The sequence below is a fragment of the Micromonospora marincola genome (assembly GCF_056150385.1).
Genome location: NZ_JAXCFT010000011.1, coordinates 1 through 25,386, shown reverse-complemented (window position 1 = coordinate 25,386; position 25,386 = coordinate 1). Strand labels below are relative to the sequence as shown.

25 protein-coding genes and 1 pseudogene are annotated in these 25,386 nt (G+C 72.5%); 15 read left to right on the top strand and 11 right to left on the bottom strand.

What is annotated here, in order from left to right; translation table 11 throughout:
• Positions 1-30 precede the first annotated feature (30 nt).
• The 6 genes from SM450_RS21720 to SM450_RS21695 all read right to left on the bottom strand — a co-directional run bounded on the left by SM450_RS21720 (position 31) and on the right by SM450_RS21695 (position 6,195).
• Positions 31-843, bottom strand: a complete 813-nt coding sequence (locus SM450_RS21720; RefSeq protein WP_474621587.1) for an ABC transporter ATP-binding protein — start codon at positions 841-843, stop codon at positions 31-33.
• Entirely contained in the window at positions 836-1,660 is an 825-nt protein-coding gene (locus SM450_RS21715) for an ABC transporter permease (RefSeq protein WP_474621586.1), read from the bottom strand. Before SM450_RS21715 ends, SM450_RS21720 begins: the two co-directional genes overlap by 8 nt.
• Positions 1,657-2,457, bottom strand: coding sequence for an ABC transporter permease (locus tag SM450_RS21710; protein WP_474621585.1), 801 nt, complete (start codon positions 2,455-2,457; stop codon positions 1,657-1,659). Before SM450_RS21710 ends, SM450_RS21715 begins: the two co-directional genes overlap by 4 nt.
• Positions 2,458-2,462: 5 nt before the next feature.
• Positions 2,463-3,425: an ABC transporter substrate-binding protein gene (locus SM450_RS21705; protein WP_474621584.1), complete on the bottom strand. Its 963-nt coding sequence runs from the start codon at positions 3,423-3,425 to the stop codon at positions 2,463-2,465.
• A 115-nt stretch (positions 3,426-3,540) separates the two neighbouring features.
• On the bottom strand, positions 3,541-4,713 hold the full coding sequence (locus tag SM450_RS21700; RefSeq protein WP_474621583.1) for a 4-hydroxybenzoate 3-monooxygenase: 1,173 nt from the start codon (positions 4,711-4,713) through the stop codon (positions 3,541-3,543).
• Between the two features lie 21 nt (positions 4,714-4,734).
• Positions 4,735-6,195 carry a benzaldehyde dehydrogenase gene (locus tag SM450_RS21695; protein WP_474621582.1) on the bottom strand — a complete coding sequence of 487 codons (1,461 nt, stop codon included), beginning with the start codon at positions 6,193-6,195 and terminating at the stop codon, positions 4,735-4,737.
• A 193-nt stretch (positions 6,196-6,388) separates the two neighbouring features.
• Here SM450_RS21695 and SM450_RS21690 point away from each other — a divergent pair, with 193 nt between their 5' ends.
• The 8 genes from SM450_RS21690 to SM450_RS21655 are packed head-to-tail and all read left to right on the top strand — an operon-like array spanning position 6,389 to position 12,595.
• A complete protein-coding gene (locus SM450_RS21690; protein ID WP_474621581.1) occupies positions 6,389-7,204 on the top strand; it encodes a CoA transferase subunit A in 816 nt (271 codons plus the stop codon).
• Complete coding sequence (locus tag SM450_RS21685; protein ID WP_474621580.1) at positions 7,201-7,992, top strand: CoA-transferase subunit beta; 792 nt, start codon at positions 7,201-7,203, stop codon at positions 7,990-7,992. Before SM450_RS21690 ends, SM450_RS21685 begins: the two co-directional genes overlap by 4 nt.
• Positions 7,989-8,744 carry a protocatechuate 3,4-dioxygenase subunit beta gene (gene pcaH / locus SM450_RS21680; RefSeq protein ID WP_474621579.1) on the top strand — a complete coding sequence of 252 codons (756 nt, stop codon included), beginning with the start codon at positions 7,989-7,991 and terminating at the stop codon, positions 8,742-8,744. Before SM450_RS21685 ends, pcaH begins: the two co-directional genes overlap by 4 nt.
• Positions 8,737-9,309 (top strand): protocatechuate 3,4-dioxygenase subunit alpha, encoded by a 573-nt coding sequence (gene pcaG / locus SM450_RS21675; protein ID WP_474621578.1) that lies wholly within the window; start codon positions 8,737-8,739, stop codon positions 9,307-9,309. Before pcaH ends, pcaG begins: the two co-directional genes overlap by 8 nt.
• Positions 9,284-10,624, top strand: coding sequence for a 3-carboxy-cis,cis-muconate cycloisomerase (gene pcaB, locus SM450_RS21670; RefSeq protein WP_474621577.1), 1,341 nt, complete (start codon positions 9,284-9,286; stop codon positions 10,622-10,624). Before pcaG ends, pcaB begins: the two co-directional genes overlap by 26 nt.
• Positions 10,621-11,400 carry a 3-oxoadipate enol-lactonase gene (pcaD, locus tag SM450_RS21665; RefSeq protein WP_474621576.1) on the top strand — a complete coding sequence of 260 codons (780 nt, stop codon included), beginning with the start codon at positions 10,621-10,623 and terminating at the stop codon, positions 11,398-11,400. The genes pcaB and pcaD overlap by 4 nt, the downstream gene beginning before the upstream one ends.
• Positions 11,397-11,777 (top strand): 4-carboxymuconolactone decarboxylase, encoded by a 381-nt coding sequence (pcaC, locus tag SM450_RS21660; RefSeq protein ID WP_474621575.1) that lies wholly within the window; start codon positions 11,397-11,399, stop codon positions 11,775-11,777. The genes pcaD and pcaC overlap by 4 nt, the downstream gene beginning before the upstream one ends.
• Entirely contained in the window at positions 11,774-12,595 is an 822-nt protein-coding gene (locus SM450_RS21655; protein ID WP_474621574.1) for an IclR family transcriptional regulator domain-containing protein, read from the top strand. Before pcaC ends, SM450_RS21655 begins: the two co-directional genes overlap by 4 nt.
• Here SM450_RS21655 and SM450_RS21650 read toward each other — a convergent pair.
• Both SM450_RS21650 and SM450_RS21645 read right to left on the bottom strand, forming a co-directional pair.
• Positions 12,585-13,511 (bottom strand): glycoside hydrolase family 68 protein, encoded by a 927-nt coding sequence (locus SM450_RS21650; RefSeq protein WP_474621573.1) that lies wholly within the window; start codon positions 13,509-13,511, stop codon positions 12,585-12,587. The two genes, SM450_RS21655 and SM450_RS21650, sit on opposite strands and share 11 nt — an antisense overlap.
• Positions 13,512-13,558: 47 nt before the next feature.
• On the bottom strand, positions 13,559-14,644 hold the full coding sequence (locus SM450_RS21645) for a LacI family DNA-binding transcriptional regulator (protein WP_474621572.1): 1,086 nt from the start codon (positions 14,642-14,644) through the stop codon (positions 13,559-13,561).
• A gap of 161 nt (positions 14,645-14,805) precedes the next feature.
• Here SM450_RS21645 and SM450_RS21640 point away from each other — a divergent pair, with 161 nt between their 5' ends.
• From SM450_RS21640 to SM450_RS21620, 5 genes are all read left to right on the top strand, one after another.
• On the top strand, positions 14,806-16,161 hold the full coding sequence (locus tag SM450_RS21640) for an ABC transporter substrate-binding protein (RefSeq protein ID WP_474621571.1): 1,356 nt from the start codon (positions 14,806-14,808) through the stop codon (positions 16,159-16,161).
• Positions 16,158-17,075 (top strand): carbohydrate ABC transporter permease, encoded by a 918-nt coding sequence (locus tag SM450_RS21635; protein WP_474621570.1) that lies wholly within the window; start codon positions 16,158-16,160, stop codon positions 17,073-17,075. The genes SM450_RS21640 and SM450_RS21635 overlap by 4 nt, the downstream gene beginning before the upstream one ends.
• Positions 17,072-17,899 (top strand): carbohydrate ABC transporter permease, encoded by an 828-nt coding sequence (locus SM450_RS21630; protein ID WP_281588313.1) that lies wholly within the window; start codon positions 17,072-17,074, stop codon positions 17,897-17,899. The genes SM450_RS21635 and SM450_RS21630 overlap by 4 nt, the downstream gene beginning before the upstream one ends.
• A gap of 4 nt (positions 17,900-17,903) precedes the next feature.
• On the top strand, positions 17,904-19,049 hold the full coding sequence (locus SM450_RS21625) for a serine hydrolase domain-containing protein (RefSeq protein ID WP_474621569.1): 1,146 nt from the start codon (positions 17,904-17,906) through the stop codon (positions 19,047-19,049).
• Between the two features lie 117 nt (positions 19,050-19,166).
• On the top strand, positions 19,167-20,444 hold the full coding sequence (locus SM450_RS21620) for a multidrug effflux MFS transporter (RefSeq protein WP_474621568.1): 1,278 nt from the start codon (positions 19,167-19,169) through the stop codon (positions 20,442-20,444).
• Positions 20,445-20,495: 51 nt separating this feature from the next.
• On the opposite strand, the gene SM450_RS21615 is transcribed toward SM450_RS21620, so the two are convergent.
• The 3 genes from SM450_RS21615 to SM450_RS21605 all read right to left on the bottom strand — a co-directional run bounded on the left by SM450_RS21615 (position 20,496) and on the right by SM450_RS21605 (position 24,580).
• Positions 20,496-22,082 (bottom strand): glycoside hydrolase family 64 protein, encoded by a 1,587-nt coding sequence (locus SM450_RS21615; RefSeq protein WP_474621567.1) that lies wholly within the window; start codon positions 22,080-22,082, stop codon positions 20,496-20,498.
• Positions 22,083-22,151: 69 nt separating this feature from the next.
• Positions 22,152-24,206 carry an amylo-alpha-1,6-glucosidase gene (locus tag SM450_RS21610; protein ID WP_474621725.1) on the bottom strand — a complete coding sequence of 685 codons (2,055 nt, stop codon included), beginning with the start codon at positions 24,204-24,206 and terminating at the stop codon, positions 22,152-22,154.
• Positions 24,207-24,211: 5 nt separating this feature from the next.
• Positions 24,212-24,580 carry an SCP2 sterol-binding domain-containing protein gene (locus tag SM450_RS21605; RefSeq protein ID WP_474621566.1) on the bottom strand — a complete coding sequence of 123 codons (369 nt, stop codon included), beginning with the start codon at positions 24,578-24,580 and terminating at the stop codon, positions 24,212-24,214.
• A 107-nt stretch (positions 24,581-24,687) separates the two neighbouring features.
• Here SM450_RS21605 and SM450_RS21600 point away from each other — a divergent pair, with 107 nt between their 5' ends.
• Both SM450_RS21600 and SM450_RS21595 read left to right on the top strand, forming a co-directional pair.
• On the top strand, positions 24,688-24,858 hold the full coding sequence (locus SM450_RS21600; protein WP_474621565.1) for a hypothetical protein: 171 nt from the start codon (positions 24,688-24,690) through the stop codon (positions 24,856-24,858).
• A gap of 261 nt (positions 24,859-25,119) precedes the next feature.
• A pseudogene (locus SM450_RS21595) lies at positions 25,120-25,386 on the top strand (alpha-galactosidase); the annotation flags it as partial.

The following is a 25,386-nucleotide window of genomic DNA, read 5'->3' as shown; positions in this document are numbered from 1 at the left end:
CTCTCGGCGATGCCGGTGTGGCGGCCCGGGTCACCGAGCGGATCGCGGGGCCGCTGCCGGTCCGCGCCGGGCCCGCTGGATCTGGTCGTAGACGTGCGTCCGCAGCTCCGTGAAACGGGGCAGGGCGCGGGTCGTGATCTGGTCGCGCTCCGACGGCAGGTCGATCGCGAGGTCCTCCTGGACCCGGGTCGGCGACGAGGACAATACTAGAACCCGCTGGCCGAGATACACCGACTCGTCGATGTCGTGGGTGACGAACAGCGTCGAGATCCGGCGGGTGGCGTGCAGCTCGCGGACCAGGTCCTCCAGGTCCGCGCGGGTCTGGGCGTCCACCGCGGCGAACGGCTCGTCCATGATCAGGATCTCGGGCTCGTACGCGATGGCCCGCGCGATCGCCACCCGCTGCTGCATCCCGCCGGAGAGCTGCCACGGGTGGCTGCGGGTGGCGTGCGCGAGGCCGACCGCGTCGATCGCGTCGGCGACCAGCTTGTCCCGTTCGGCCCGGGGCAGCTTCTTGTGCCGCAGCGGAAGCTCGACGTTGCCGCGCACGGTCAGCCACGGATAGAGGCTGCGCCCGTACTCCTGGAACACGACCGCCATCGCGGGACTCGGCCCGGTCACCGGCGCGCCGTCCATCTCGACCAGGCCGCTCGTGGGCCGCAGCAGGCCGGCGAGGCACTTCAGCAGCGTGGTCTTGCCACACCCGGACGGCCCGACGATGCAGACGAGTTCACCGGCGTCCATCGTGAAGGTGAGGTCCCCGATCGCCTCCACGTCCCCGGTCGTGGACCCGTAGACCTTCCGCAGGTGCTCCACCCGCAGCAGGGTGCTCCGATCAGGCACGGTCTGCCTCCCTGACTCCGTGGTACCAGCGCAGGACGCGCCGTTCGACGAGACCGAACGCGACGGCGAGGAAGACGCCGACGAGGCCGAGCAGGAGGATGCCGCTCCACATCTCGGCGATGAGGTAGTTGCGCTGGAAGTAGGCGATTCGGTAGCCGAGCCCCGAGGACGAGGCGAACATCTCGGAGATGACCATGAGGATGAGCGCGACCGACAGGGCCTGCCGGACGCCGGTCATGATGCGGGGGCCGGCGGCGGGCAGCACGAGGAACCACAGGCGCTCCCACCAGGTGATCCGGAACGAGGCCGCGGTCTCGGTCATGACGCTGTCCGTCGCCCGGACCCCCTCGATCGTGTTGAGCAGGATCGGCCAGAGCGCGCCGGAGACGATCACGGCCACCTTCATCGTGTCGGTGATGCCGAGCAGGAGCATGACCACCGGGATCAGCACCGGCGGCGGGATGGCCCGGAAGAACTCCAGCAGCGGTTCGAGGAGGTCGCGCAGCCACGGGAACAGGCCGATCACCGTGCCGGCGGCGACGCCGAGCACGATCGACCCGGCGACCCCGAGGCCGAGGCGGTAGAGGCTCGGCAGCACGTCCTCGACGAAGGCGGGGCCGACCCAGGTGTCCACGAAGGCGCGGGCGATCTCCGGCGGGCCGGGGAAGAACTCGCTCGTCGCCCTGGTCGCCACAAGTCCCCAGACCACCAGGAGCAGCAGCGGCAGCCCGAGCGCGTGGAGGAGACCCGCCCCGACCCGGGCGCCGACCCCCGGGCCGCGCGGCGCGGCGGCGATCCGGCCGGGGTACGCGGTCACCGGGCCTCCTCGCCGCGCACCGACTGGTGCCAGGACAGCGTCAGGCGTTCGACGAACCGGAAGACGAGGTTCACCGCGAGCCCGAGCAGGCCGGTGACCACGACCAGGGCGTACAGGCCGGTGGCGTCCCCGGCGGACCGGGACAGCTCGATCATGCGCCCGAGGCCGGGGTTGCCGATCACCATCTCGGCGGTGACGGCGAGGATGAGCGCGACCGCCGCCGCGAGCCGCAGGCCGGTCATGAGGTAGGGCAGGGCGGTCGGCAGGACGAGGTGCGACAACTGCTCGCGCCGGGTCAGGCCGAAGCTGCGGGCGGTGTCGCGGGCGACCGTGTCGACGTCGGCCACCCCGTAGATCACCTGCACGAACACCTGCCAGAACGACGCGTAGACGATGATGACGAGGGCGGCCCGCATCTGGATGCCGAACATCAGCACGGCGAGCGGGATGAGGGCGACCGACGGGATCGGTCGCAGGAACTCGACTGTCGTGTGGGTGGCGCGCCGCAGGGGCGGCACCAGGCCGACGACCGTGCCGAGGACGACGGCGGCGACCGTCGCCAGGCTCAGGCCGATCGCCCAGGACGTCATGGTGCTGCCCAGCCGACGCCAGAAGGCGAGGTCGACGAGTTGTTCGGACAGCCGCGCCAGCACGTCCGTCACGTACGGCAGGTACTGCGGGTCGATCAGGCCCAACGCCGGGATCGACTGCCAGAGGGCGAGGAACCCGGCCAGGCCGGCGACGCCGAGCAACGCCTTGCGTGACGCGCGCCGGCCCGGGCCGGAGTGGACGCCCATGCCGGCTACTGCTGTTGGATGAGGCGGTCGAAGTTGGGTTGCTGGTCGAGCACCTTGTATTTCTGCGCCAGATCGGCGAGCGTCTGCAGGCTCTCCCGGTCGACCTCCCACCCGAACGCCGGGAGCCGCACCGACTCCGCGACCGGCGGGGGCAGTTCGAGGTTGTCCTTGATGGCCTGCCGGACGGCCGGCTCGTTGGCCGGGTCCTCGGCCCACTCAAGCGTTTTCTTCATCGCGGCCGAGAAGTCCGCGACCAGCTTGGCGTCCTTCTCGGTGCGCTCCTTGGTGGTGATCGTGGTGAGGGTGGCCAGGCCGGGCACGACCGCCTGGTAGGGCTCGACGACGACGGTGTCGCCACGGCTCTTGAGCTGCGTGACGAAGGGCTCCGGCACCCACGCCGCGTCGATGTTGCCGGCCTGGAGTTGGGCCGGGGTGTCGGGGAAGGCGACCTCGACGAACTTGACCTTGGACGGGTCGCCGCCGTCCTTCTCCACCGCCGCCATGATCGTCACGTCGCCGGCGGCGCCGAGGCTGTTGACCGCGACCCGCTTGCCGGCGAGTTCGGCCGGCCGCTTGATGCCGGACTTCGCCGAGGCCACCACGGCGTTGATGTCGTCGCCGTCGGCGTACGAGGAGGCGTAGTTGCCGATGATGACCACGCCGAGGTTCCGCAGGTCGGCCCGGAACGGGCCGAAGGGCTGGCCGATCGCGAAGTCGATGTCGCCGTTGGTCAGGGCGGGAATGGCCTGCGCGCCGCCCTGGGCGGGCAGCACCTCGACCTTGAGGCCGTGCTCGGCGAAGATGCCCGCCTTGATGCCGCCCCACAGCGCGGCGGTCTCGGTGATGGGCAGCGCCGCGACCCGGACCTGGCGCAACTCGCCCGAGCCCTGGTCGGACGGGGGCTGCGCGTCGGAGTCGGTACATCCGGTGAGGGCGATCGCGGTGGCGGCGATCAGCCCGAGTGCCATGGCCTTCTTCATTGACGGGACCCTTCCTGGGCGGGGGTGGGGAAATGGTCAGTCACGTCGATATCTAAAGTCAAGAAATTCTGACGCCCGTCATGGATAAGTTAAACGACGACGGTCAGACCTCCGGCAGTCCCACGTAGTTCTCGGCCAGGCTTGTGGCGTAGGCGCGGGAGGTGGCGACGTACCTCAGCGTGGCGGTCTGCAGCTTCGCCTCGTACGGGTCGTCCCGCTCCAACCGGTGCAGCATGGAGGTCATCCACCAGGAGAAGTGCTGGGCCCGCCAGACCCGGCGCAGCGCCGTCGCCGAGTAGCCCTCCAGGAGGTCCGTGCGCCCCCGGTCGTACCACGCGGCGAAGGCGTCCCCGAGCAACGCGACGTCGGCGAGGGCCAGGTTCATGCCCTTCGCGCCGGTCGGCGGCACGATGTGCACCGCGTCCCCGGCCAGGAACAGCCGCTCCCACCGCATCGGCTCGACCACGAAGCTCCGCATCGGCGTGATCGACTTCTCCAGGACCGGCCCCTCGTGGAGCGACCAGCCCGGCACCGTCTCCAGCCGCGTCCGCAGCTCCGCCCAGATCCGCTCGTCCGGCCACGCGGCGATGTCCTCGTCCGGAGCGACCTGCAGATAGAGCCGGGAGATCTCGGGTGAGCGCATGCTGTAAAGGGCGAAACCCCGGTCGTGGTGGGCGTAGACGAGTTCCTCCACCGAGGGCGCGGCGGCGGCGAGCACGCCCAGCCAGGCGAAGGGGTACGCCCGCTCGTACGTGGTGAGCGCCCCGTCGGGCACCGCGGCGCGGCTGACCCCGTGGAACCCGTCGCAGCCGGCCACGAAGTCGCACCGCAGCGCCTCGTCCCGCCCGTTCCGCCGGAAGTGGACGGTCGGCGCGTCCGTGTCCAGGCCGTCCAGGCGTACCGCCTCGGATTCGAAGTGGATCGTGCCGCCGGCCGCGAGGCGGGCCGCGATCAGGTCCTTGACCACCTCCTGCTGCCCGTAGACGGTGATCGCCCGCCCGGTCAGCTCCGTCATCGGCACCCGGTGCGACTCCCCGGCGAAGCGCAGTTCGATGCCCTCGTGCCGCAACCCCTCCCGACTCAGCCGCTCGCCGAGGCCGGTGCGGCACAGCAGGTCGACGGAACCCTGTTCGAGGACACCCGCCCGGAGCCGATGCTCGACGTGGTCACGGCTGCGGCTCTCCAGCACCACCGACTCGATCCCGCGCAGGTGCAGCAGGTGCGACAGCATGAGTCCCGCCGGCCCGGCGCCGACGATGCCGACCTGGGTACGCATCTCCAGGCTCCTCTCCGTGGGTCAGAACGGGTAGCGCGGGACGGCGCCCCGCACGGTGAGCCACTGGGTCTCGGTGAACGCCTCGACGTTCGCCGCGGGCCCGCCGAACCGGGAGCCGGTGCCGGAGGCGCCGACCCCGCCGAACGGCGCCACCGCCTCGTCGTTCACCGTCTGGTCGTTGATGTGCACGATCCCGCTGGGGATCCGGTCGGCCAGGGCCATCGCCGCCGTCACGTCACGGCCGAGGATGCCCAGGGACAGGCCGTACCCGGTCTGCCGGGCCAGCTCCGCGGCCTCGTCCCGGTCGGCGAAGGTGAGCACCGGTGCGACCGGGCCGAAGACCTCCTCGGCGTAGGCCGGGGTGTCGGGGGTGACGTCGGCGAGCACGGTGGGCCGGTAGAACAGCCCGTCGTAGGTGCCGCCGGCCGCCAGCCGGGCGCCCGCGTCGACGCTCGCGGTGACCAGGGCGTGCACCTTGTCCCGTTGGTGTTCGTCGATGATCGGCCCGAGCGCCACCTGCTCCTTGGCCGGGTCGCCGACCGGCAGGTGGCGCGCCTTCTCGGCCAACTGCTCGACGTACCGCTCGGCCAGGCTCTCGTGCACCAGGTGCCGGCCGGTGGTCATGCAGATCTGCCCCTGGTGCAGGAAGGATCCCCAGGCGCCGGCGGAGACCGCGAGGTCCAGGTCGGCGTCGTCGAGCACGATCAGGGCCGAGTTGCCACCGAGTTCGAGGTGCGCCCGCTTGAGGTGGCGGGCGGCGGCCTCGCCGACCCGGCGGCCGGCCGCGGTCGAGCCGGTGAAGCTGATCACCCGCACGTTCGGGTCGGCGACAAGCGCCTCGCCGGCCTCGACCCCACCCGGAAGCACGTGCAGCAGCCCTTCGGGCAGGCCGGCCTCCTCGAAGACCCGGGCGATCGAGACGCCACCGCAGACCGCGGTGCGGGCGTCGGGCTTGAGCACCACGGCGTTGCCCAGGGCCAGCGCCGGGGCGACGGAACGGGTGGCCAGGATGAGCGGGAAGTTGAACGGCGCGATGACGCCGACGACGCCGACGGGCAGCCGGCGGGCCAGGCTGAGCCGTGGTTGCGCGCTCGGGACGATCTCGCCGAGCGGGTGCGAGGCGAGCGCCGCCGCCTCGTAGCACTCCTGCGCCGCGGTGTCGGTCTCGACCCCGGCCTTCGGCGGAACGGACCCGGCCTCCCGCACGATCCAGTCGCCGATCTCGGCGGCGTGCCGTTCGATCAGCAGCCCGGCCCGACGCAGCACCGCGGCCCGCTCGCGGTAGGCGGTGGCGGCCCAGGCGCGCTGGGCGGCGGCGGCGTGGGCGCAGGCGCGCGTGACGTCGTCGGCGTTCGCCAGGCCCACCCGGCCGATCTCCTCCCCGGTGGCGGGGGACCGCACCGGGGCCGTGCCACCGGCCGGCGTCGTCCAACCGCCACTGTGGAGTGTGCCGTGCCAGGTGGCGGGGTCGAGCAGGGTCATGGTGGTCCTCCTGGGAGCGTGGGGCGTCCGCTCGGAAGGGTCTCCGACATGTTCGCTGACCGAACGGGTGTTCTCTCTTTGAACGTTGGCACGCGGCCCGGCCGGCGTCAACGGCGTTGACGGATGTCGCTCCCCGCCGTTACGTTCGATGTCAGCACGACAGTCCGCATGGCGAACACGGCGGGAGAGGCTCATGGCGACGCTCGTCCCACTCGCCGACGCGGTGGCGGATCTGGTCCGCGACGGCGACGTGGTGGCCCTGGAGGGGTTCACCCACCTCATCCCGTTCGCCGCCGGTCACGAGATCATCCGGCAGGGGCGGCGCGATCTGACCCTGGCGCGGATGACCCCCGACGTCATCTACGACCAGCTCATCGGCGCGGGGTGCGCCCGCCGCCTGGTCTTCTCCTGGGGCGGCAACCCCGGTGTCGGGTCGCTGCACCGCTTCCGGGACGCGGTGCGCCACGCCTGGCCCGGTCCGCTCGAGCTGGAGGAGCACAGCCACGCGGGCATGGCGAACCGTTATGTGGCCGGGGCCTCCGGGCTGCCGTTCGCCGTCCTGCGCGGCTACACCGGCACCGACCTGCCCCGGCACACCACGACCATCAGGCCGATCACCTGCCCCTTCACCGGGGAGACCCTCACCGCCGTGCCCGCCCTGCGGCCCGACGTGACTGTCGTGCACGCGCAGCGCGCCGACCGGGCCGGCAACGTGCAGATGTGGGGCATCACCGGGGTGCAGAAGGAGGCGGTGCTCGCCGCCCACCGGTCCCTGGTCACCGTCGAGGAGATCGTGGACGAGTTGTCACCCGTACCCGGTCAGGTCGTCCTGCCCGGGTGGGCGGTCACCGCCGTGGCCGAGGCGCCCGGCGGCGCGCACCCCTCCTACGCCCAGGGCTACTCGACGCGGGACAACGACTTCTACCGGTCCTGGGACGCGGTCAGCCGGGACCGGGACACCTTCCGCGCCTGGCTGGACCGGCACGTGCACCGGGTCGGCGCCGCATGAGCGAGGGGGAGTGGACGGCCGACGAGATGATGACCGTCGCCGCCGCCCGGCAACTGCGCGACGGCGCCGCCTGCTTCGTCGGGATCGGGCTGCCGAGCACCGCGGCGAACCTGGCCCGGGCCACCCACGCCCCGAACCTGGTGCTCGTCTACGAGTCCGGTTGCCTCGGCGCGAAGCCGGACCGGCTTCCGCTGTCCATCGGGGACGGTGTCCTCGCCGACACGGCCGACGCGGTGGTGTCCGTGCCCGAGGTGTTCAACTACTGGCTGCAACCCGGCCGGATCGACGTCGGCTTCCTCGGCGCCGCGCAGCTCGACCGGTACGGCAACATCAACACCACGGTCATCGGCGGCGACTACGACGCCCCGGAGGTCCGCCTCCCCGGCGCCGGTGGCGCGCCGGAGATCGCCGCCTCGTGCGGCGAGGTCGTGGTGATCGTCCGGCAGAACCCGCGGACGTTCACCGCACGTGTCGACTTCGTCACCTCGGTCGGCTACGGATCGGGCCCCGGCGACCGGGAGCGGCTCGGCCTGCGGGGCGGCGGTCCCCGACTGGTGATCACCGACCTCGGCGTCCTCGAACCCGATCCGGTCACCTGCGAGCTGACGCTTACCCGGCTGCATCCCGGCGTGACCGCGGAGCGGGCCCGGGCGGCGACCGGCTGGGACCTGGCCGTGGCCGGGCGGCTGGTGACCGGGGAGCCGCCGACGGCGCGCGAACTCACGGCGCTGCGAGCGCTTGAGGCGACCAGGATCGGCCGCCCCGAGCCGGACGGGAGAGGAACATGACCACCCGGGACACCGCCCACCAGGCCGGCCGCGGCCTGGTGCTGCCGCGCTACCGGCGGGACGACGTCGACGCCCATCCGCCCCTGCTCAGCCCCGGCTACGGGTCCACCGTGGCGCGGGCGCCGCGGCAGCCGCTCGCCTACCTGCCGCAGCGCCTGACCGAGGTCACCGGGCCGCTGCTGGGGGAGGAGCGTCTCGGCGCGCTCGACCACGACCTGACCCGCCAGCACGACGGCGAGCCGCAGGGGCAGCGGATCGTCGTGCACGGCCGGGTCCGCGACGGCGACGGCCGGCCGGTGGCCGGCACGCTCGTCGAGATCTGGCAGGCGAACGCCGCCGGCCGCTACCGCCACGCGTCGGACACCTGGCCGGCGCCGCTCGACCCGCACTTCGAGGGGGTGGGCCGGGCGCTCACCGACGGCCAGGGGCGCTACCGGTTCGTCACCGTGCAGCCCGGCGCCTACCCCTGGCGCAACCACGACAACGCCTGGCGGCCGGCGCACATCCACTTCTCCCTCTTCGGCCGGGCGTTCACCCAGCGGCTGGTGACCCAGATGTACTTCCCGGGCGACCCGCTGTTCGACCAGGACCCGATCTTCAACGCGGTCCGCGACCCGGCCGCCCGGCAACGGATGGTCGCCCGGTACGACCACGCCACGACGGTGCCGGAGTGGGCCCTGGCGTACGAGTTCGACATCGTGCTGCGGGGCCGGGAGAGCACCCCGTTCGAGGACGGCGACGACGATGAGTGAACGGTTGGGCGTCACGCCCGCGCAGACGGTCGGACCTTACCTGCACATCGGTCTGCGCTGGCCCGACGGCCCGTACGTGGTGCCCGAGGGCACGCCTGGCGCGTTCTGGATCCGGGGCCGGATCGTCGACGGCGCCGGTGCGCCCGTGGTCGACGCGATGGTGGAGAGCTGGCAGGCCGACCCGGACGGCCGGTTCGACCACCCGGACGACCCGCGCGGGGCCCGGCCGGCCGCGCTCCCGGGTTTCCGGGGGTTCGGGCGCAGCGAGACCGATGGGCAGGGCTGCTACCGGCTGCTTACCGTCAAGCCCGGTGCGCTGCCCGACCCGGACGGCGGGTTCGAGGCCCCCCACCTGACCCTGTCGGTGCTGGGACGAGGGCTGTTGCACCGTCTCGTCACCCGGCTCTACTTTCCCGACGAGCCGACGGCGAACGCCGCCGACCCCGTGCTGCTAAGCGTCGACGCGGGCCGCCGGGAGACGCTGCTGGCGAGCGCCGCGCCGGACGGACTCCGCTTCGACATCCGCCTCCAGGGCGACCGTGAGACCGTCTTCTTCGCCGTCTGACGGCCTGTTCGGCGGTCTCTCCGGCGCCCCGGACGTCGACGCGGAGCTCAGCGACCGGTCCCTGCTCCAGGCGATGCTCGACGTGGAGGCCGCGCTCGCCCGGGCCGCCGCCGATGCCGGTGTCCTGCCGGCGGCGGCGGCGGAGGCGATCGGCGGGCGGTGCCGCGCCGAGCGGTTCGACCCGGCGGGGCTCGGCCGGGCCGCCGACGCCGCCGGCAACCCGGTCGTCCCGCTCGTCCGCGAGCTGACCGCCGCGGTGCCCGCGCACGCCCGGCCCTGGGTGCACGTCGGCGCGACGAGTCAGGACGTCCTGGACACCGCGCTGGCCCTGGTCACCGTGCGGGCGCTGGGGCCGCTGTCGGGCCACCTCGACGCCGCCGTCGACGCCGCCGCCCGGCTCGCCGACACCCACCGGGACACCGTGATGGTCGCCCGGACCCTCGGGCAGCAGGCGGCGCCCACCACGTTCGGGCTCAAGGCCGCCGGCTGGTTGACGGGTCTGGTCGAGGCCCGGGACCGGCTGCGGCAGGCGGTCGCCGCGCAACCCGCGCAACTCGGCGGCGCGGTCGGCACCCTGGCCGCGTTCGGCCCGGCCGGCCCGGAGGTCGCCGAGCGGTTCGCGGCGCGCCTGGGCCTGCCCGCGAGCCCGCTGCCCTGGCACACCCGCCGCCAGCCCCGACTCGACCTGGCCGCCGCCCTCGGTGGGCTCCTGGTGGCCGCCGGCAAGGTCGCGCTCGACGTCGGGCTGCTCGCCCAGACCGAGATCGGCGAGGTCACCGAGGGCGGTGCCGGGCGGGGCGGCTCCTCGGCCATGCCGCACAAGCGCAACCCGGTGGACTCGATCCTGGTCACCGCCGCCGCGCGCCGTGGTCCGGGCCTCGTCGCCACCCAGTTCGCGGCGGCGGTGCAGGAGCACGAGCGGGCCGCCGGCGCCTGGCACGCCGAGTGGGAGCCCCTGCTCGACCTGCTGCACGTCTGCGGGGGCGCCGCCGCCCGCTGCGCCCGGATGCTGGCCGGGTTGCGGATCCGCCCGGAGCGGATGCGGGCGAACCTCGACGCGACAGGCGGTCTCGTGCTCGCCGAGGCCGTCGCCGCGCGGCTGGCGCCCGCCGTCGGTCGCGGCGTCGCGCACGACCTGGTCAACCGCGCCGCCGCCGCGCCGTCGTTCCGCGCCGCCCTGCTCGCCGACCCGGAGATCCGCGCCCACCTGTCCGAGGCGGAGGTCGACGGGGCGCTCGACCCGCACCGCTGGCTCGGATCGGCCGGCCACCTCGTCGACCGGGCCCTGGCCGCCGTCCGGGACGCGCGGCGGTGACCGCCCGGCTGCACACCACGTCCGACGGCCCGGCCGGCGCGCCGGTGCTGCTGCTTGGCAGCTCCCTCGGCACCGCCGGCGCGATGTGGGAACCCCAGGTGGCGGCGCTCGCCGACCGGTTCCGGGTGATCCGGTACGACCACCTGGGCCACGGTCGCTCGGCGGTGCCGCCGGGGCCGTACTCGCTGGATCTGCTGGGCCGGGAGCTGCTGCGGACGCTTGACGGCCTCGGCGTGCCGTGGGTCCACTACGCGGGCCTGTCGCTCGGCGGCATGGTCGGCATGTGGCTCGCCGCGCACGCGCCCGACCGGGTGCGGCGGCTGGCGCTGCTGTGCACGTCCGCGTCGCTCGGCCCGCCCGGGCCGTGGCGGGAGCGGGCGGCGACGGTACGGGCCGCCGGCCTGCCGGCGATCGCCGACGCGGTGGTGGCCCGCTGGTTCACCCCGGGCTTCGCCGCCGCCCGGCCGGAGGTGGTCGCCGCTTTCCGCGCCATGCTGACGGCGACGCCCCCCGCCGGATACGCCGCCTGCTGCGAGGCGATCGCCGCGATGGACCTGCGCCCCGTCCTCGGCCGGATCGGCGCGCCGACACTTGTGATCGCGGGCGCGGACGACGCGGCGACGCCGGTCGGGCACGCCCGCGACATCGCCGGGCGGATCCCCGGGGCCCGGCTCGCCGTGGTCGGCGAGGCGGCGCATCTGGCCAACGTCGGGCAACCCGAGCGGGTGTGCCGGCTCCTGCTGGACCACTTCGACGAGAGGCCGGGTGCGCGATGAACGACAGTGAGCGGCACGAGCAGGGCATGACGGTACGCCGGCAGGTGCTCGGTGACGGGCACGTCGACCGCGCGATCGCCGGCACGGACGGGTTCACCGCCGACTTCCAGGACTTCATCACCCGCTATGCCTGGGGCGAGGTGTGGAGCCGGCCCGGTCTCGACAGGCGTACCCGCAGTTGCGTGACCCTCGCCGTGCTCGCCACGCTGCACCACGACGAGGAGTTGGCGATGCACGTCCGGGCCGCGCTGCGCAACGGGCTGAGCGAGCAGGAGGTGGCGGAGGTCCTGCTCCAGGTCGGCGTCTACGCTGGCGTACCGGCGGCGAACCGGGCGTTCAAGGTGGCCCGGGAGACCTTGCGGCGGGAGGCCGGGTGAGCGTGAGCGGCGAGGCGGCGAGGTCGCCGGAGTTCGTCCAGTCGCTGGAGCGCGGCCTCGCGGTGATCCGGGCGTTCGACGCCGACCATCCGCAGCTCACGCTCAGCGAGGTGGCCCGCCGGACCGGGCTGACCCGGGCCGCGGCGCGCCGGTTCCTGCTCACCCTGGTCGAGCTGGGATATGTGCACACCGACGGCCGCCTCTTCTCGCTGCGGGCGCGGATCCTCGAACTCGGCTACGCGTACCTGTCCGGTCTGGGTCTGCCCGAGATCGCCCGCCGGCACATGGAGGCGCTCGTCGCGCAGGTGCGCGAGTCCTGCTCGGTGTCGGTGCTCGACGGCGACGAGGTGGTCTACGTGGCCCGGGTGCCGACCAAACGGATCATGACGGTGGGGATCAGCGTCGGCACCCGCTTCCCCGCGTACGCCACGTCCATGGGCCGGGTGCTGCTCGCCGCGCAGCCGGCGGACTGGCTCGGCGACTACCTGGCCACCGCGGAGTTGCGTCAGTTGACCCGCCGCACCGTCACCGACCCGGCGAAGCTGCGCGCCGTCCTGACGAAGGTCGCCGCGCAGGGGTACGCGATCGTGGACCAGGAGTTGGAGGAGGGGCTGCGGTCGCTTGCCGCGCCGATCCACGGCGAGGACGGGTCGGTGGTCGCGGCGGTGAACGTCTCCGCGCACGCCACCCGGGGGTCGTTCGAGGTGATCCGGCGGGATCTGCTCCCGCCGCTGCTGGCCGCCGCGAGGCGGATCGAGGAGGACCTGCGGGCCGGTCCGGTCCGGACGTCGACGGCGGCGGGGGTCGTCACCGGGTGACAAGCCCGGCGGCGGGGTCGTGGCGGACCGGGATCGGGTCGCTGAGCTCGCCGACGAACTCGCCGTCGACGTGGTCGACGAACCCGATCAGGGACCAGCCGCCGGCGTCCGGGACCAGCCGCGGCGCGTACAGGTGGGGCAGTGTCACAGGTCGGGCCGCCGCCACGTCCCAGGGTCCGCGGACCGTCGGCGCGCCGGCCACCCAGAGTTGGTGCGCCGGCCCCCGGCCGGCGGCGACCGCGTTGGTGCAGAACAGCAGCAGCGGCTGCCCGTCCACCACGGCGACCTGCGGCACCTCCAGGTGACCGAAACCGGCCGGCGCGGACAGCGGGGGCCGGACGGTCCAGTCGAGCAGGTCCGGTGAGGTGGCGTGGCCGATGACGCCCCGCTCGCCGGCGGGGCCCTGGTTGCCGCGGGCGGTGACGAGCATGTGCCAGCCGTCGCCGTCCGGGTCGGGGAAGACCCAGGGGTCGCGCCATGCCTGCTCGTACCACATCTCCCGGTCGAGCACCTCGTACCAGGCGGGGTCGGCCTCCACGACCGGACCGTCGCCGTGCCGCCGCCAGGTGACCAGGTCGTCGGAGACGGCCAGCCCGATCCGCTGGACGAGCCCGTCCTCGGCCCGCCCGACGCCGGTGTAGAACAGGTGCCAGCGCCCGTCCGGGCCACGGACCGTGCAACCGGTCCAGGTGGCCAGGTCGTCCCAGGCGGGCGCGTCGGCGGGCACGAGCGCGTCGGCGACCAGCCGCCAGGAGCGCAGGTCGGTGGAGACGGCGTGGCCGATCGAGGCGCGCCGGTGACGGCGGTGCGGGTCGAGCAGGGCCCGGGAGGCACGCAGGAAGAACGCGTGCCACGAACCGTCGTCGTCCTGGGCGTACCAACTGTCCCACACCCAGTGGTCGGGCAGACGTAGCATGGCGGGAAAGCTATCAGTAAATCGGTTTAGCGGCTACCGCCTGATGATCAGTCGGCCGGCGCGGCGACGGACCGGCGACGGCGCAGCGGCATCGGCACGTACGCCGGCCCGTGCCCGTCGCCGTCGAGCAGCGACTCCACCGCCCGGCGTCCCATCTGCTCGTGCGGCAGCGCGGCGGTGGACAGTTTCGGGCGCAGCCAGGTGGCGATCGGATCGTCGTCGAAGGAGATCACCGAGAGGTCGTCCGGGACGCTCAGGCCGGCCTCGCCGAGCGCCTGGTAGGCGCCGAAGGCGAGCCTGTCGTTCATGCAGATGACGGCGCTCGGTCGGACCGGCTGCCGAAGGAGCGCGCGGGTCGCGGCGTGGCCGTGCTCCGGCTGCCACTCCGGGCAGAACCCCTCGGTCAGCAGCGAGACGCCGGCGGCGGCGAGGGCGCCCCGGATGCCGCGCAGCCGGGCGGCGGCGGCCAGGGAGATCTCCGGGTCGCTCTCCTTCTGCCGGTTGCGGCCGATAAGTGCGATCCGGTCCCGGTGGCCGTGCCCGAGCAGGGTCTCGGCGACCGTGGCGCCGGCCTGTTCGTCGTCCGGCAGCACGCACGGCAGGTGCTCCGCGCTCGTGGCGTTGAGCAGCACCACCCGGCCCCCGAGGATCGCCGGCGGCACCGTCAGCCGGCGGGTCGCCATGGCCGCGTAGATCACGCCGTCGACCTGGCGGTCGAGGATCGCCTCGATCGCGTACCGTTCGAAGGTCGCGTCGCCCTGGGTCTCGGTGATGAGCAGGACGTGGTCGCGCTCGCGGGCCGCGTCGAGCGCGCCCCGGATCAGGCCGCCGGCGAAGCGGGTGGTGGCGACGATGTCGGAGACGAACGCGATGGTGGCGGTCTTGCGGGTCCGCAGGCTGCGGGCGGCCACGTTGGGTCGGTAACCGAGTTCCTCGGCCGCCGCGAAGACCCGCTGGTGCGCCTCGGCGGAGAGTCGGGTGCCCTCCCGGCCGTTGAGCACCATCGACGCGGCGGTCTTGGACAGCCCGGCGCGTTCGGCGACATCGGCCAGGGTGGCGCGGTTGCGGCCCATCAGTCCTCCGATCCCGGCGATCCGTCCGCCGCTGCTGCCCATCATGATGCGTCCCGTCACGGCATCCGTCGCCGGTGTCCCGATGCGCCTCGCGAGACCGAAGTGTGAACGCGTCGTTTCCGGACCGTTGCCGACTGCTCCTTGACAGCCTCAGCTCACCCACGCATGCTCTGCTAAATCAGTTTAGCGAAGCCGTTCCGCCGTGACATAGGAGGCCCGACGTGCCGGAGTTCCCGAGGATGACCCGCCGCCGGTTCGCAGTGCTGGTGCCACTGCTCGCCGCCGGCCTGGCCGCCACCGCCTGCAGCCCGCCCGGCGGGGAGCAGACGACGACCACCGACGCCGACGCCAAGGTCAGCACCGAGCTGGGGTCGGAGAAGATCACCCTGGAGATGTACGCCGAGACCGGCTTCCCGCTGGCCAAGGCGCTCGCCGACGAGTTCACCAAGCAACACCCCAACGTCACGTTCAACGTCCGTGAGGACCAGTTCACAGTCATCGTGGAGAACGCGCCCCGGGTCCTCGCCTCCGACAACGCGCCCGACATCATCCGGCTGCCCACCATGGTCGACCTGGTCAAGGACGGGCTGCTGAAGAACATGGACCCCTACTTCGAGGCGTACGGGTGGGACAAGTTCCCGGCCTCGCAACTGGTCCAGTTGCGGATCGCCGAGGGCGGCGTCCGGGGCGAGGGCTCCCTGTACGGCATGGGGCTCGGCTACAGCGTGACGGGCGTGTTCTACCACAAGGACCAGGCCGCGAGGATCGGCATGACCCAGCCGCCGGCCACCATCGCCGAGTTCGAGGAACTGCTGGCCAAGGCGAAGGCGGCGAACCTCCAGCCGATCATGCAGTTCAACAAGAACACCGCAGGCATCAACTTCCCGCACCAGGCGCTGCAGAACCAGTACGGCGACCCGGCCCGGATCGCCGACTGGATCTTCCAGAAGCCGGATGCCACCTTCGACACCCCGGCCGCGTTGAAGGCCACCCAGACCATCCAGAAGTGGGCGCAGGCGGGCTACTTCCCGAAGGACGCGAACGCCGTCGACTACACCGCGATGATGGGCGAGTTCGGCAAGGGCAACGGCACGTTCATGTTCAACGGCGACTGGGAGTCGGCGAACCTGGACAAGCAGTTGCCCGGCAAGGTCGGGTTCTTCCTCTTCCCGGGTGAGACCGCCGACGCCAAGCGGGTGGCGATGTCGGCGCCGAACACCTTCGGGGTCGGCGCCAAGGCCAAGCACCCCGACGCCGCGGCGTTCTTCCTCAACTGGGTGCACACCAACGACAAGGCCCGGGAGATCTCGGTGAACGTCGGCGGCTCGTCCCCGGGCGGCCCGGCCGAGCTGTCCCTGCCGGCGGTGCAGGACGGCACCGTGCTGGCCGAGACCCTGAAGGCGTCGCAGCAGCTCGGGGCCGACAACGGCGCGGTCGACTTCACCGCGAACGCGACCGGCGGCATCTTCGCCGCGGCCATCACGCCCGAGATGCAGAAGCTGATCGCCGGTCAGCAGACGCCCGAGGGGTACGTGAAGGCGGTCCAGGCCGAGTACGAGAAGGAACTGTCCCGGTGACGTCAGCCCTCGGCTCACCCGCGCGGCCCCACCGGAGACGGTGGGGCCGCGCGGCCCGGTGGAGCGGCTGGCTGTGGGTCCTGCCCGCGCTGCTCATGTACGGGTTCTTCGTGCTGCGCCCGCTCCTGCTCACCGTGCAGTACTCGTTCTACCGCTGGAACGGCATCGGCGCGGCGAACTGGGTGGGGCTTGACAACTACGTCACGGTCTTCACCGACCGGGACCTGCTGAAGATCATCGGGAACGCGTTCGTCCTGATCATCTTCTTCAGCTTCGTCCCGGTGGTGCTGGGCCTGGTGGTGGCCAGCCTGGTCCGGCGGATCACCACCGGCCCGGCCGGCGCGGTGGTGCGTACCGTGCTCTTCCTGCCCCAGGTGATCCCGCTGGTGGCGGCCGGCATCGCCTGGAGCTGGATGATGTCCTCCAGCGGGCTTGTCAACCAGGTGCTGCGGGCCGTCGGGCTGGGCTCGGTCACCCGGCCCTGGCTCGGCGAGTTCGACACCGCGCTGCCGGCGGTGGGCGTGATCGGCGCCTGGGTCATGCTCGGCCTCTGCACCATCCTGCTCGTCACCGGCATGAGCAAGATCGACCCGTCGCTCTACGAGGCGGCCCGGATGGACGGCGCCGGCTCGATCCGGGAGTTCTTCGCGGTGACCCTGCCCAGCCTGCGCCAGGAGATCGGCATCTGCCTCACGGTGACCGTCATCGCGGCGCTCGCCAGCTTCGACATCGTCTACATCTCCACGAGCGGCGGCCCCGGCATCGAGACGACAGTGCCGGGCCTGGAGATCTACCGGCTCGCCTTCTCCCAACGCCAGGTCGGGCTCGCCTCGGCCCTGGGCGTGGTGTTGATGCTGCTGGTCCTGGTGTGCGTGCTGCCGATCCAACGGCTGACCCGGGGAGAGAAACCATGAACCTGACCGGTCGCGGTGAGCGGCTTACCGGGCGGATCTTCCTGATCGCGCTCGTGGTCGTCACCCTGCTGCCGTTCCTCAGCATGCTGTCCGCGGCCCTGCAACCGCGCGGCACCGTACCCACCGGCCTGGCGTGGCCCTCGGACCCGCAGTGGGGCAACTTCGCCGACGCCTTCACCGCCGCGAACATGGGCGCCCTGCTGAAGTCCAGCATGCTGATCGTGGCCGGGGTGGTGCCGTTCGCCGTGCTCATCGCGACCATGGCCGGTTTCGGCCTCGGCCACCTGCGGGTGCCCGGCGGCCACCTCGCCTTCGGGCTGCTGCTGCTCGGCCTGACCCTGCCCTTCGAGGCCGTGGTCACCCCGCTCTACTACCAGATCCGCGACCTGGGCCTGCTCAACACGCGATGGGCGATCATCCTGCCGCTCGTCGGCCTCTACATGCCGTTCGCGGTGTTCTGGATGCGGGCGCACTTCATCAACGTGCCCCGGGAACTGTCCGAGGCGGCCCGGGTCGACGGCAGCAACACCTGGCAGCTGTTCTGGCGGGTGCACGTGCCGCTGGCCCGCCCGGCCGTCGCGTCGCTGACCATCCTGCTGTTCCTCTGGACCTGGAACCAGTTCCTGCTCGCCATCGTGCTTGTGGACGACGCCACCAAGCGGACGATGGCTGGCGCGCTCGGCGCCTTCCAGGGGCAGTGGGGGACCGATCTGGTGTTGCTCTGCGCCGGCTCGCTGCTCATCATGACCCCGACGCTCATCGTGTTCGTGATCTTCCAGCGTCAGTTCATCAAGGCCCTGCTCCAGGGCTCCGTGAAGGGATGACGAGTTGACCGACCCGCAGATCCACGGGCACGCCGACGAGGGCTTCGGCCGGGTCGCCGACGTGTTCCGGGCCAACTTCGCCAGCCGGGGAGAGGTGGGCGCCGCGGTCGCCGTGAACGTCGCCGGCCGCACTGTCGTCGACCTGTACGGCGGGACGGCCGATCCCCGGGCCGGCCGGCCGTGGACCGCCGACACGCCCGCGGTCGTCTTCTCTGTCACCAAGGGGATCATGGCGATCTGCGCGTACCGGCTGGTGCAGGAGGGCCGGCTCGACCTGGACGCGCCTGTCGTCCGCTACTGGCCCGGATTCGGCCGGCACGGCAAGGACGAGATCCCGGTCCGCTGGCTGCTCACCCATCAGGCCGGCCTGCCGGCGCTGGACCGGTCCTTCACCCTCGACGAGGTGCTCGCCTGGGACCCGGTGATCGAGGCGATCGAGGCGCAGGCCCCGCTGTGGCGACCGGGCACGGCGCACAGCTACCACGCGATGACCTACGGCTGGCTGATCGGCGAGGTGATCCGTCGGATCACCGGGGAGATGCCCGGCGCCTGGTTCGCCCGCACCATCGGCGAGCCGCTCGGCCTGCGTACCTGGATCGGCCTGCCGGCGGCTGAGCGCGACGCGGTCGCCTGGATGCTGGCCGCGACCGGTGAGCCAGGTCCGGCCGACCATCCGGTCGCCGAGCGCGGCATCACCATGGGCGGCGCGTTCGCCTTCCCGGCCGACGACACCGGCCTGGTCAGCTTCAACGATCCGGCCATTCAGGCCGCGCAGGTCCCGGGCGCGGGCGCGGTCAGCACCGCCGGGAGCCTGGCCCGCCTCTACGCCGCCTGCGTCGCCGAGTCCGCCGCCGGCCCGCGCCTGCTCACCCCCGCGTCCGTCGACGACGCCCTCGTCGTCCGCGCCGCCGGCCAGCAGGTGTACGGACACCCGGACGCCGGCCACCGCTGGGGCACCGGCTTCCTGGTGCACGCGGCGCCGCGCCCGATGCTCGGCGTACGCAGTTTCGGGCACGACGGCGCCGGCGGGCACCTGGCCTTCGCCGACGACACCCACCAGCTCGGCTTCGGCTACGTGGTGAACCAGATGGGCGGCGTCGACGACGAGCGGGCCAACCTGCTCAGCGCGGCGGTGCGCGACTGCCTGTGAGCCGGGTAACCTCTCGCGCAGACGGGAATGGGGCCGGCGGGACGGGACCTGAACCCAGGTGTGACTGTCGCACCGAATTCCGCCCGGCCGCGCCCTGACCGGGCGGAGGCCACCCCGATGACCGATGTCGCCACCGACCGGCGGCCGACCGCCGCCTCGATGCCCGGGGACCTGATGAGCCGGGGGCAGCGGCTGCGGCTCGTCCTGGTCCTCGGTTCGCTTATCGCGGTGGGTCCGCTGACCATCGACATGTACCTGCCCGCGCTGCCCGCGATCGTCGCGGACTTCGCGACCACCTCGGCGGCGGTCCAGCTCACCCTCACCGGCACGCTCGCCGGGCTCGCCGTCGGCCAACTGCTGATCGGGCCGCTGTCGGACGCGGTCGGGCGGCGTCGTCCGCTGATCGCCGGCCTCGTGCTGCACGTCGTGGCGTCGTCGCTCTGCGTCGTCGCGCCGAACGTCGCAGTCCTCGGGGCGCTGCGGGTGGTGCAGGGCCTCGGCGTCGCCGCCACCGCCGTGGTCGCGATGGCAGTGGTCCGCGACCTGTTCAGCGGCGCGGCGTTCGCCACCCTGCTCTCCCGGCTGCTGCTGGTGATGGGCGCGGCGCCGATCCTCGCACCGACCCTGGGCGGGGCCGTGCTGCGCTGGACGGACTGGCCTGGTGTCTTCGTCGTCCTGGCCGTCTTCGGCGTGCTGCTGGCCGTGGTCGCCGCGCTCGGCCTGCCGGAGACGCTCCCGCCCGAGCGCCGCCGGCGGGGCGTGGTCGCCACCGTCTCCGCCTACGGCTCGCTGCTGCGCGACCGCGTGTTCGTGGGCCTGGTCCTGGTCGCCGGCCTGGCCATGGCGGCGCTGTTCGCGTACGTGGCCGGCTCGTCGTTCGTGCTCCAGCAGGGGTACGGGCTCGACGAGCAGCAGTTCGCGCTGGCGTTCGGTGCGGGCGCGGTGGGCCTGATCGGGGCGACCCAGTACAACGTGCGGCTGCTGCGCCGCTTCCCGCCGCAGCGCATCCTCGTCGGCTCGCTGGGCGTGGGGACCCTGGCCGGGGTGGCCCTGCTGGCCTTCGCCGCGACGAACGTCGGCGGGCTGCCCGCCCTGCTGGTGTCGTTGTGGGTGGTGCTGGCGGCGGCCGGCCTGGCGATGCCGAACGCCCCGGCGCTGGCCCTGTCCCGGCACGGTGAGGCGGCCGGCACCGCGTCCGCGCTGCTCGGCGCCGTGCAGTTCGGGGTGGGCGCGGTGGCCGCGCCGCTTGTCGGCGTGCTGGGCACCGGGGCGGTGGCGATGGCCGTGGTGGTGACCGGTGGCATGGTGGCGGCGCTTGCGGTGCTGCTGGTCGTGGTGCGGCCGGCCCGGCTCGCCGACCTGGAGCCCGCCCCCGGGGTCGTGGTCGCGCACTGACACGAGGACGGGACCCGGCCGCCGGCCGGGTCCCGTCCCTGCTTCGTGCGGTCAGCCCTTGCGCCACTTCTGGCCGGTGGTCCCGTTGCAGTCCCACAACTGGAGCCGGGCCCCGTCGGCGGTGTTGCGATCCTTGATGTCGACGCACCTGTTCGACTGGGGGTTGACCAGGTCACCGGCGGCGGTGAGGGTGAACTGCTGGGCGCCGGTGCCGTTGCAGGCGTAGAGCTGGACGATCGCGCCGTTGGCGGTCGAGCCGGCGTCGACGTCCATGCACTTGTCGTTCTGGCTGCGCAGCGCCGAACCGGCGAACGTCCACTTCTGCGCGTTCGTGTTGTTGCAGTTCCACATCTGTAGCGGGGCGCGATCGACGAAGTTCGAGCTGGGCACGTCGACGCACTTGTTGTTCAGGCTGCTGACAAGCGCGGTCGAGGTGCTTGTCGAGCCGCCGCCGAACGGGCTGAGGATCAGCCCGGCGGAGCGGGGGTCGCCGTCGTGCACGAGCGACTCGAACGCGCCGACGTCGTCGAAGGCGAACGCGTACGCCTTGCCGTCGGCCATGTTGGCGTGGATCAACCGGGCGTACTGGTTGGTGGGGGAGTTGCGGTAGAAGGCGGCGGCGTCGGTGCTGGGCTGGGTGTCGACCGTGCCGAGCGTGCCGCGGTTCAGCGCGGCGCAGAGCGTACGCGAGATCGGGCCGACGACCTGGTCGTTGGGCGCGGGCAGGTCGCCGTCGCAGCCCCAGACGCTCGCCGACGAGGGCCGCTTGAACGAGGCGACCACCTGGCCGCTGCCGTTGGTGAAGGTCATGGTGGTGCCCGAGGTCCGGCCGTAGTAGCGGACGGACGGCTGGTCGGCGAAGGGCGCCACGGTGAGCGTCTTCGTGGTGTAAGCGTTCCAGGCGGCGGCGATGTAGGAGTCGAGGTAGGTGGCGCTGAGCAGTCCGGCGCCGGCCGCCTTGCCCGGGGCGAGCACCCGCAGCACGGTGCCGTCCGAGCGGGTCTGGACCGTGTTGGCCCAGCCGGACTGGGCCCGGATCCCGTCGATGACCGCGTTGCGCCCGTTCGCCACCACGTCGCCGGTCCGCCTGGTGACGCCGTTGGCGCCGGTCACGGTCACCGCGTGCGGCACCGCGAACATGTCGACCTGCGAGCTGTTCAGCCACAGGCCCGAGTCGTTGTAGGTGAACTCGCTCCAGTCGAAGAGGATGTCGCGGTTGGCGTCGCCAGCCGCCCACGGCGCGGGTTGCACGAGGCCGTCGGGCGTGAGGAGGAATTTCAGCTTATGCCCGAGCGCGAAGTAGACCCGGCCGGAGAAGCCGCGCGGAAACTGGATGGTGGTGCTGCCGCCGTTGCCGGGGCCGGGGATGGAGGCGTCGGGCGCCGGCGACGGCGGGATCTGCCCGCCGGTCCAGGCGACGAACGCGCCGGACGCGGTCACGTAGCCGAGTCGGCCGGTGGACAGTTGGGTGCCGATGACGTAGAGGTGCACGGCGTCGGTGCGACCTGTGGTGTTGGAGACGGTGACGGGCAGCAGGCTCGGGCCGATCGCCTGCGCGGGCGCGGACAGAGGCGGGCCGCTGCCAAGTGCGACGAGCAGGGTTGACGCGGCGGCGAGCAGCCGTTTCCGAAGACGCATGGGACACCTCGTTGGTGGCGGGGAGCAGCAGAGAGCGCTCTCTCAGCGTCTATCTGGAAACAAAGTTTGTCAATACGCTTCCGGCGAATTGTCCGGCCGGTGCCGGGCGAAGGCATCCATGCGGCCCCAGCGGCCCGGCACGTCCAGCAGGGCGATGTGCTCGAACGTCGCCGGCAGCGCCGGGATCGTGGCGAGATGGTCCTCGTGCGGTTCGAGGCCGAGCAGGGTACGCAGCAGCAACAGCGGAGCCCCGCTGGACCAGGCCTGCGGGCTGCCGGCGGTCGGATAGCGGACCGGGTAGCGGGTGGTCCGGCGGTCGAAGCCGCCGAACGCCTCCGGCAGGCGTCCCTCGAAGTAGGCGGCGGCCTCGAGGATGCCCTCGGCGATGCGGCCGGCCTGGTCGGTCAGGCCGTAGCGCCGCAACCCCCAGGCGATGAAGGAGTTGTCGAAGGGCCACACGGTGCCGTTGTGGTAGCCCAACGGGTTGTAGCGGCTCTGCCCCTCGGCAAGCGTGCGGACGCCCCAGCCGGAGAAGAGCGCCGGGCTCATCAGGTGGTCGGCCACGTGCGTGGCCCGCTCCGGCGGCACGATCCCGCTCCACAACAGGTGCCCGATGTTCGAGGTCAGGCTGTCCACCGGGGTGCCGTCCCGGTCGAGCGCCACCGCGTACCAACCGCGATCCTCAAGCCAGAACTCGCGGTTGAAACGCTCGTACAACGCCGCCGCCTCCCGTTCGAGCCGGTCGGCGAAGTCCGCGTCGTGCCAGATCTCGCGCGCCATCCGGGCCGCGCGGATCTTCGCGTCGTACGCGTACCCCTGGGCCTCGCACGTCGACCGGGGGAAGCCCGGCAGCCGGCCGTCGGCGTAGGAGATGCTGTCCCAGGAGTCCTTCCAACACTGGTTCTCCAGCCCCGTCTCCACGTTGCGTCGCTGGTACGAGAGGTATCCGGCGCCGGTCAGGTCGGCGTGCCGGGCCATCCAGGTCAGCGCCGCCCGTGCTTCCGGTTCGAGTTCCCGGACCAGCGCGGTGTCACCGCTCCACCGTTCGTACTCGTCGAGCAGCACCACGAACAGCGGGGTCGCGTCGACAGTCCCGTAGTACGGCGAGTGGGGTTGCTCCTCGAACGCCGCGGACTCGCCGTAGCGCAGCTCGTGCAGGATCCGCCCGGGGTCCTCCTCCAGCACGTCGTCGGTCCGCGCGCCCTGGAGCGAGGCGAGGATGCGCAACGTCGGTGGGGTCAGCGCCGGCGTGAACGGGAGGGTCTGGAGGCAGGTGAGCAGGCTGTCGCGTCCGAACAGCGTCATGAACCAGGGCAGGCCGGCCGCGGGTACGGTGGCGCCGCCGAGCGAGAGCGGCGCGAAGCGGAGCGCGGCCAGATCGACCAGGCTCCGGTGGTACACCTGCCGCAGAGTGGCGCTGTCGGTGTCCAGTCTCGGCGCCGCGGCCACCCAGGCCCGCACGCTCTCGGGCAGGACTGACGCGTCCGACCGCAGGGCGCGGGGCCCGGCCCGCAGGTCGACGCCGTCGGGCCGCCACGCCCGCATCTCCGCTCGCAGCTCGACCGACCAGTCGGAGGCGGGCTCCAGCCGGGCCGTGAACCGGATGCCGTCGGGGGTGAACGTCGCCGGCCGGTCGGCGCTGATGGCGATCTCCCGGTGGAAGGTGTCGCGGCGGTAGCCCAGCCGCAACCCGTCCGGCGCGACCTCGGTGTACACCTCGCCGGTCTTGGCGCCGACGTCGAACTTGATCTCGAAGATGTCGGCGAAGTCGGCCGCCACCTCCAGCCGGACGTCCACCTCTCGCGATTGCTCGCCGTAGTTGAAGACGGTGATCGACTCGGTCAGGTCGGCGTCGATGCGCCGTCGCCGGATGGCGGACACGTCCGCCTGCACGTAGTCCATCTGACCGCCGGGGACCAGGAAGAACGCCGCCTCGAAGTAGTCGCTGTCGTCCACCGACAGGGCCGTCATCCGCTCACCGTCCACGGTGAGCACCCAGTGCGACAGGTATCGGCAGTCGGCGGTGAACAGGCCGACCGGCGCGGCCGTCGAGGACTCGATGTCGCCGGCGCTGTCCGACACGACGAACGTGTTGCCGTCGATGCACGACACCGTGCCCGGCACGTCCTTCATCCGGCACCGCCGTCGGGCCCGCCCGGCCTGGCGCTCGCCTCCGCCGGCGGCGGGAAGAGCCGCCCGATCCGCAGGGCCAGGCTGAGATCGCCGTCGACCAGGATCTCGCCCCGGCTGATCGCGGCCAGCCCGTTCATCCCGCCCGCCGCCATCGCCTCGGCGGTCCGCTCCGAGGTGGTGATGACCGTCGAGGCGGGGCCGGCGTCACGGCTGACGCGAAGGTGCCCCCGGTCGATGTCGAGCCGCCACTGCCGCAGGCCGCCGTCGCCGCGGACGTCGATCCGGACGCTGCCGCGGACCTTGCCGAGCCGGGCGTCGTACCCCACCGCCGACAACTGGTCGAAGAAGGCGTCGGCCAACGTCATCTGGCCTCCTCGGAAGCGGCTGCCGGAGCGCTCGGCGGGTACCCCCTGCGCCGGCACGCTAACCTGCTCGTCGGGCGACGCCGGCGATCTCGTCGGATAATGGGTCGATGACGAACCCGGATCTCGACCCCGAGGTGTACCCTCCGCTCGATCCGCGCGAGGACGTGCCGGACGACCCGGGGGAACTCCTCCCGGATACGCCCGACGAGCTGCCGGCGGCGCCGGTCGAGCCGATGCCCGACGACGGGGAGCCCGGAGGCGTCCCCGAGCCGGCCTGACCCGCGTCGACCTCGCGCCCGGTCCGGCGGCCGACACGAGATGTTCACGATAACGTCAGACATCTTGACGCCACTGACCCATCCACGAAACCCTATGGGCTGAGGCGGCGCCGCTGGGAGCCCGGTGATCGCTGTCAATGTCTTGGTGCGGACGGGCGGCACCTGTTAGCGCTAACAGCTCTGCGTGCGCTCGCCCTGTCGCCCCCACGTGCCTCGGCGAGCGGCACGCCACCTGCTCCGAAAGGGATGGTAGGCATGAGGATGCTCGCTCGCGGTCGCCGGACGGCGATCGCGCTGGCGGCCGGACTGCTGCTGGTGGCGGCGGGGGCCGCGACCGTGCTGCGCACGCCCGAGGCGCTGGCCCTCGCCAACGGTGCGGCGCGTACGCCGCCGATGGGGTGGAACAGTTGGAACACGTTTGGTTGCAATATCAATGAGACGTTGATCCGGCAGATGGCGGATGCGATGGTCAGTTCGGGGATGCGGGATGCTGGTTATCAGTATGTGGTGGTGGATGACTGTTGGATG

Bases quoted from the DNA above. Each gene is read 5' to 3' on its own strand.
- SM450_RS21710 (WP_474621585.1), bottom strand. From the start codon at position 2,457: ATGGGCGTCCACTCCGGCCCGGGCCGGCGCGCGTCACGCAAGGCGTTG.
- SM450_RS21705 (WP_474621584.1), bottom strand. From the start codon at position 3,425: ATGGCACTCGGGCTGATCGCCGCCACCGCGATCGCCCTCACCGGATGT.
- SM450_RS21700 (WP_474621583.1), bottom strand. From the start codon at position 4,713: ATGCGTACCCAGGTCGGCATCGTCGGCGCCGGGCCGGCGGGACTCATG.
- SM450_RS21695 (WP_474621582.1), bottom strand. From the start codon at position 6,195: ATGACCCTGCTCGACCCCGCCACCTGGCACGGCACACTCCACAGTGGC.
- SM450_RS21690 (WP_474621581.1), top strand. From the start codon at position 6,389: ATGGCGACGCTCGTCCCACTCGCCGACGCGGTGGCGGATCTGGTCCGC.
- SM450_RS21685 (WP_474621580.1), top strand. From the start codon at position 7,201: ATGAGCGAGGGGGAGTGGACGGCCGACGAGATGATGACCGTCGCCGCC.
- pcaH (WP_474621579.1), top strand. From the start codon at position 7,989: ATGACCACCCGGGACACCGCCCACCAGGCCGGCCGCGGCCTGGTGCTG.
- pcaG (WP_474621578.1), top strand. From the start codon at position 8,737: ATGAGTGAACGGTTGGGCGTCACGCCCGCGCAGACGGTCGGACCTTAC.
- pcaC (WP_474621575.1), top strand. From the start codon at position 11,397: ATGAACGACAGTGAGCGGCACGAGCAGGGCATGACGGTACGCCGGCAG.
- SM450_RS21650 (WP_474621573.1), bottom strand. From the start codon at position 13,511: ATGCTACGTCTGCCCGACCACTGGGTGTGGGACAGTTGGTACGCCCAG.
- SM450_RS21630 (WP_281588313.1), top strand. From the start codon at position 17,072: ATGAACCTGACCGGTCGCGGTGAGCGGCTTACCGGGCGGATCTTCCTG.
- SM450_RS21620 (WP_474621568.1), top strand. From the start codon at position 19,167: ATGACCGATGTCGCCACCGACCGGCGGCCGACCGCCGCCTCGATGCCC.
- SM450_RS21615 (WP_474621567.1), bottom strand. From the start codon at position 22,082: ATGCGTCTTCGGAAACGGCTGCTCGCCGCCGCGTCAACCCTGCTCGTC.
- SM450_RS21605 (WP_474621566.1), bottom strand. From the start codon at position 24,580: ATGACGTTGGCCGACGCCTTCTTCGACCAGTTGTCGGCGGTGGGGTAC.
- SM450_RS21600 (WP_474621565.1), top strand. From the start codon at position 24,688: ATGACGAACCCGGATCTCGACCCCGAGGTGTACCCTCCGCTCGATCCG.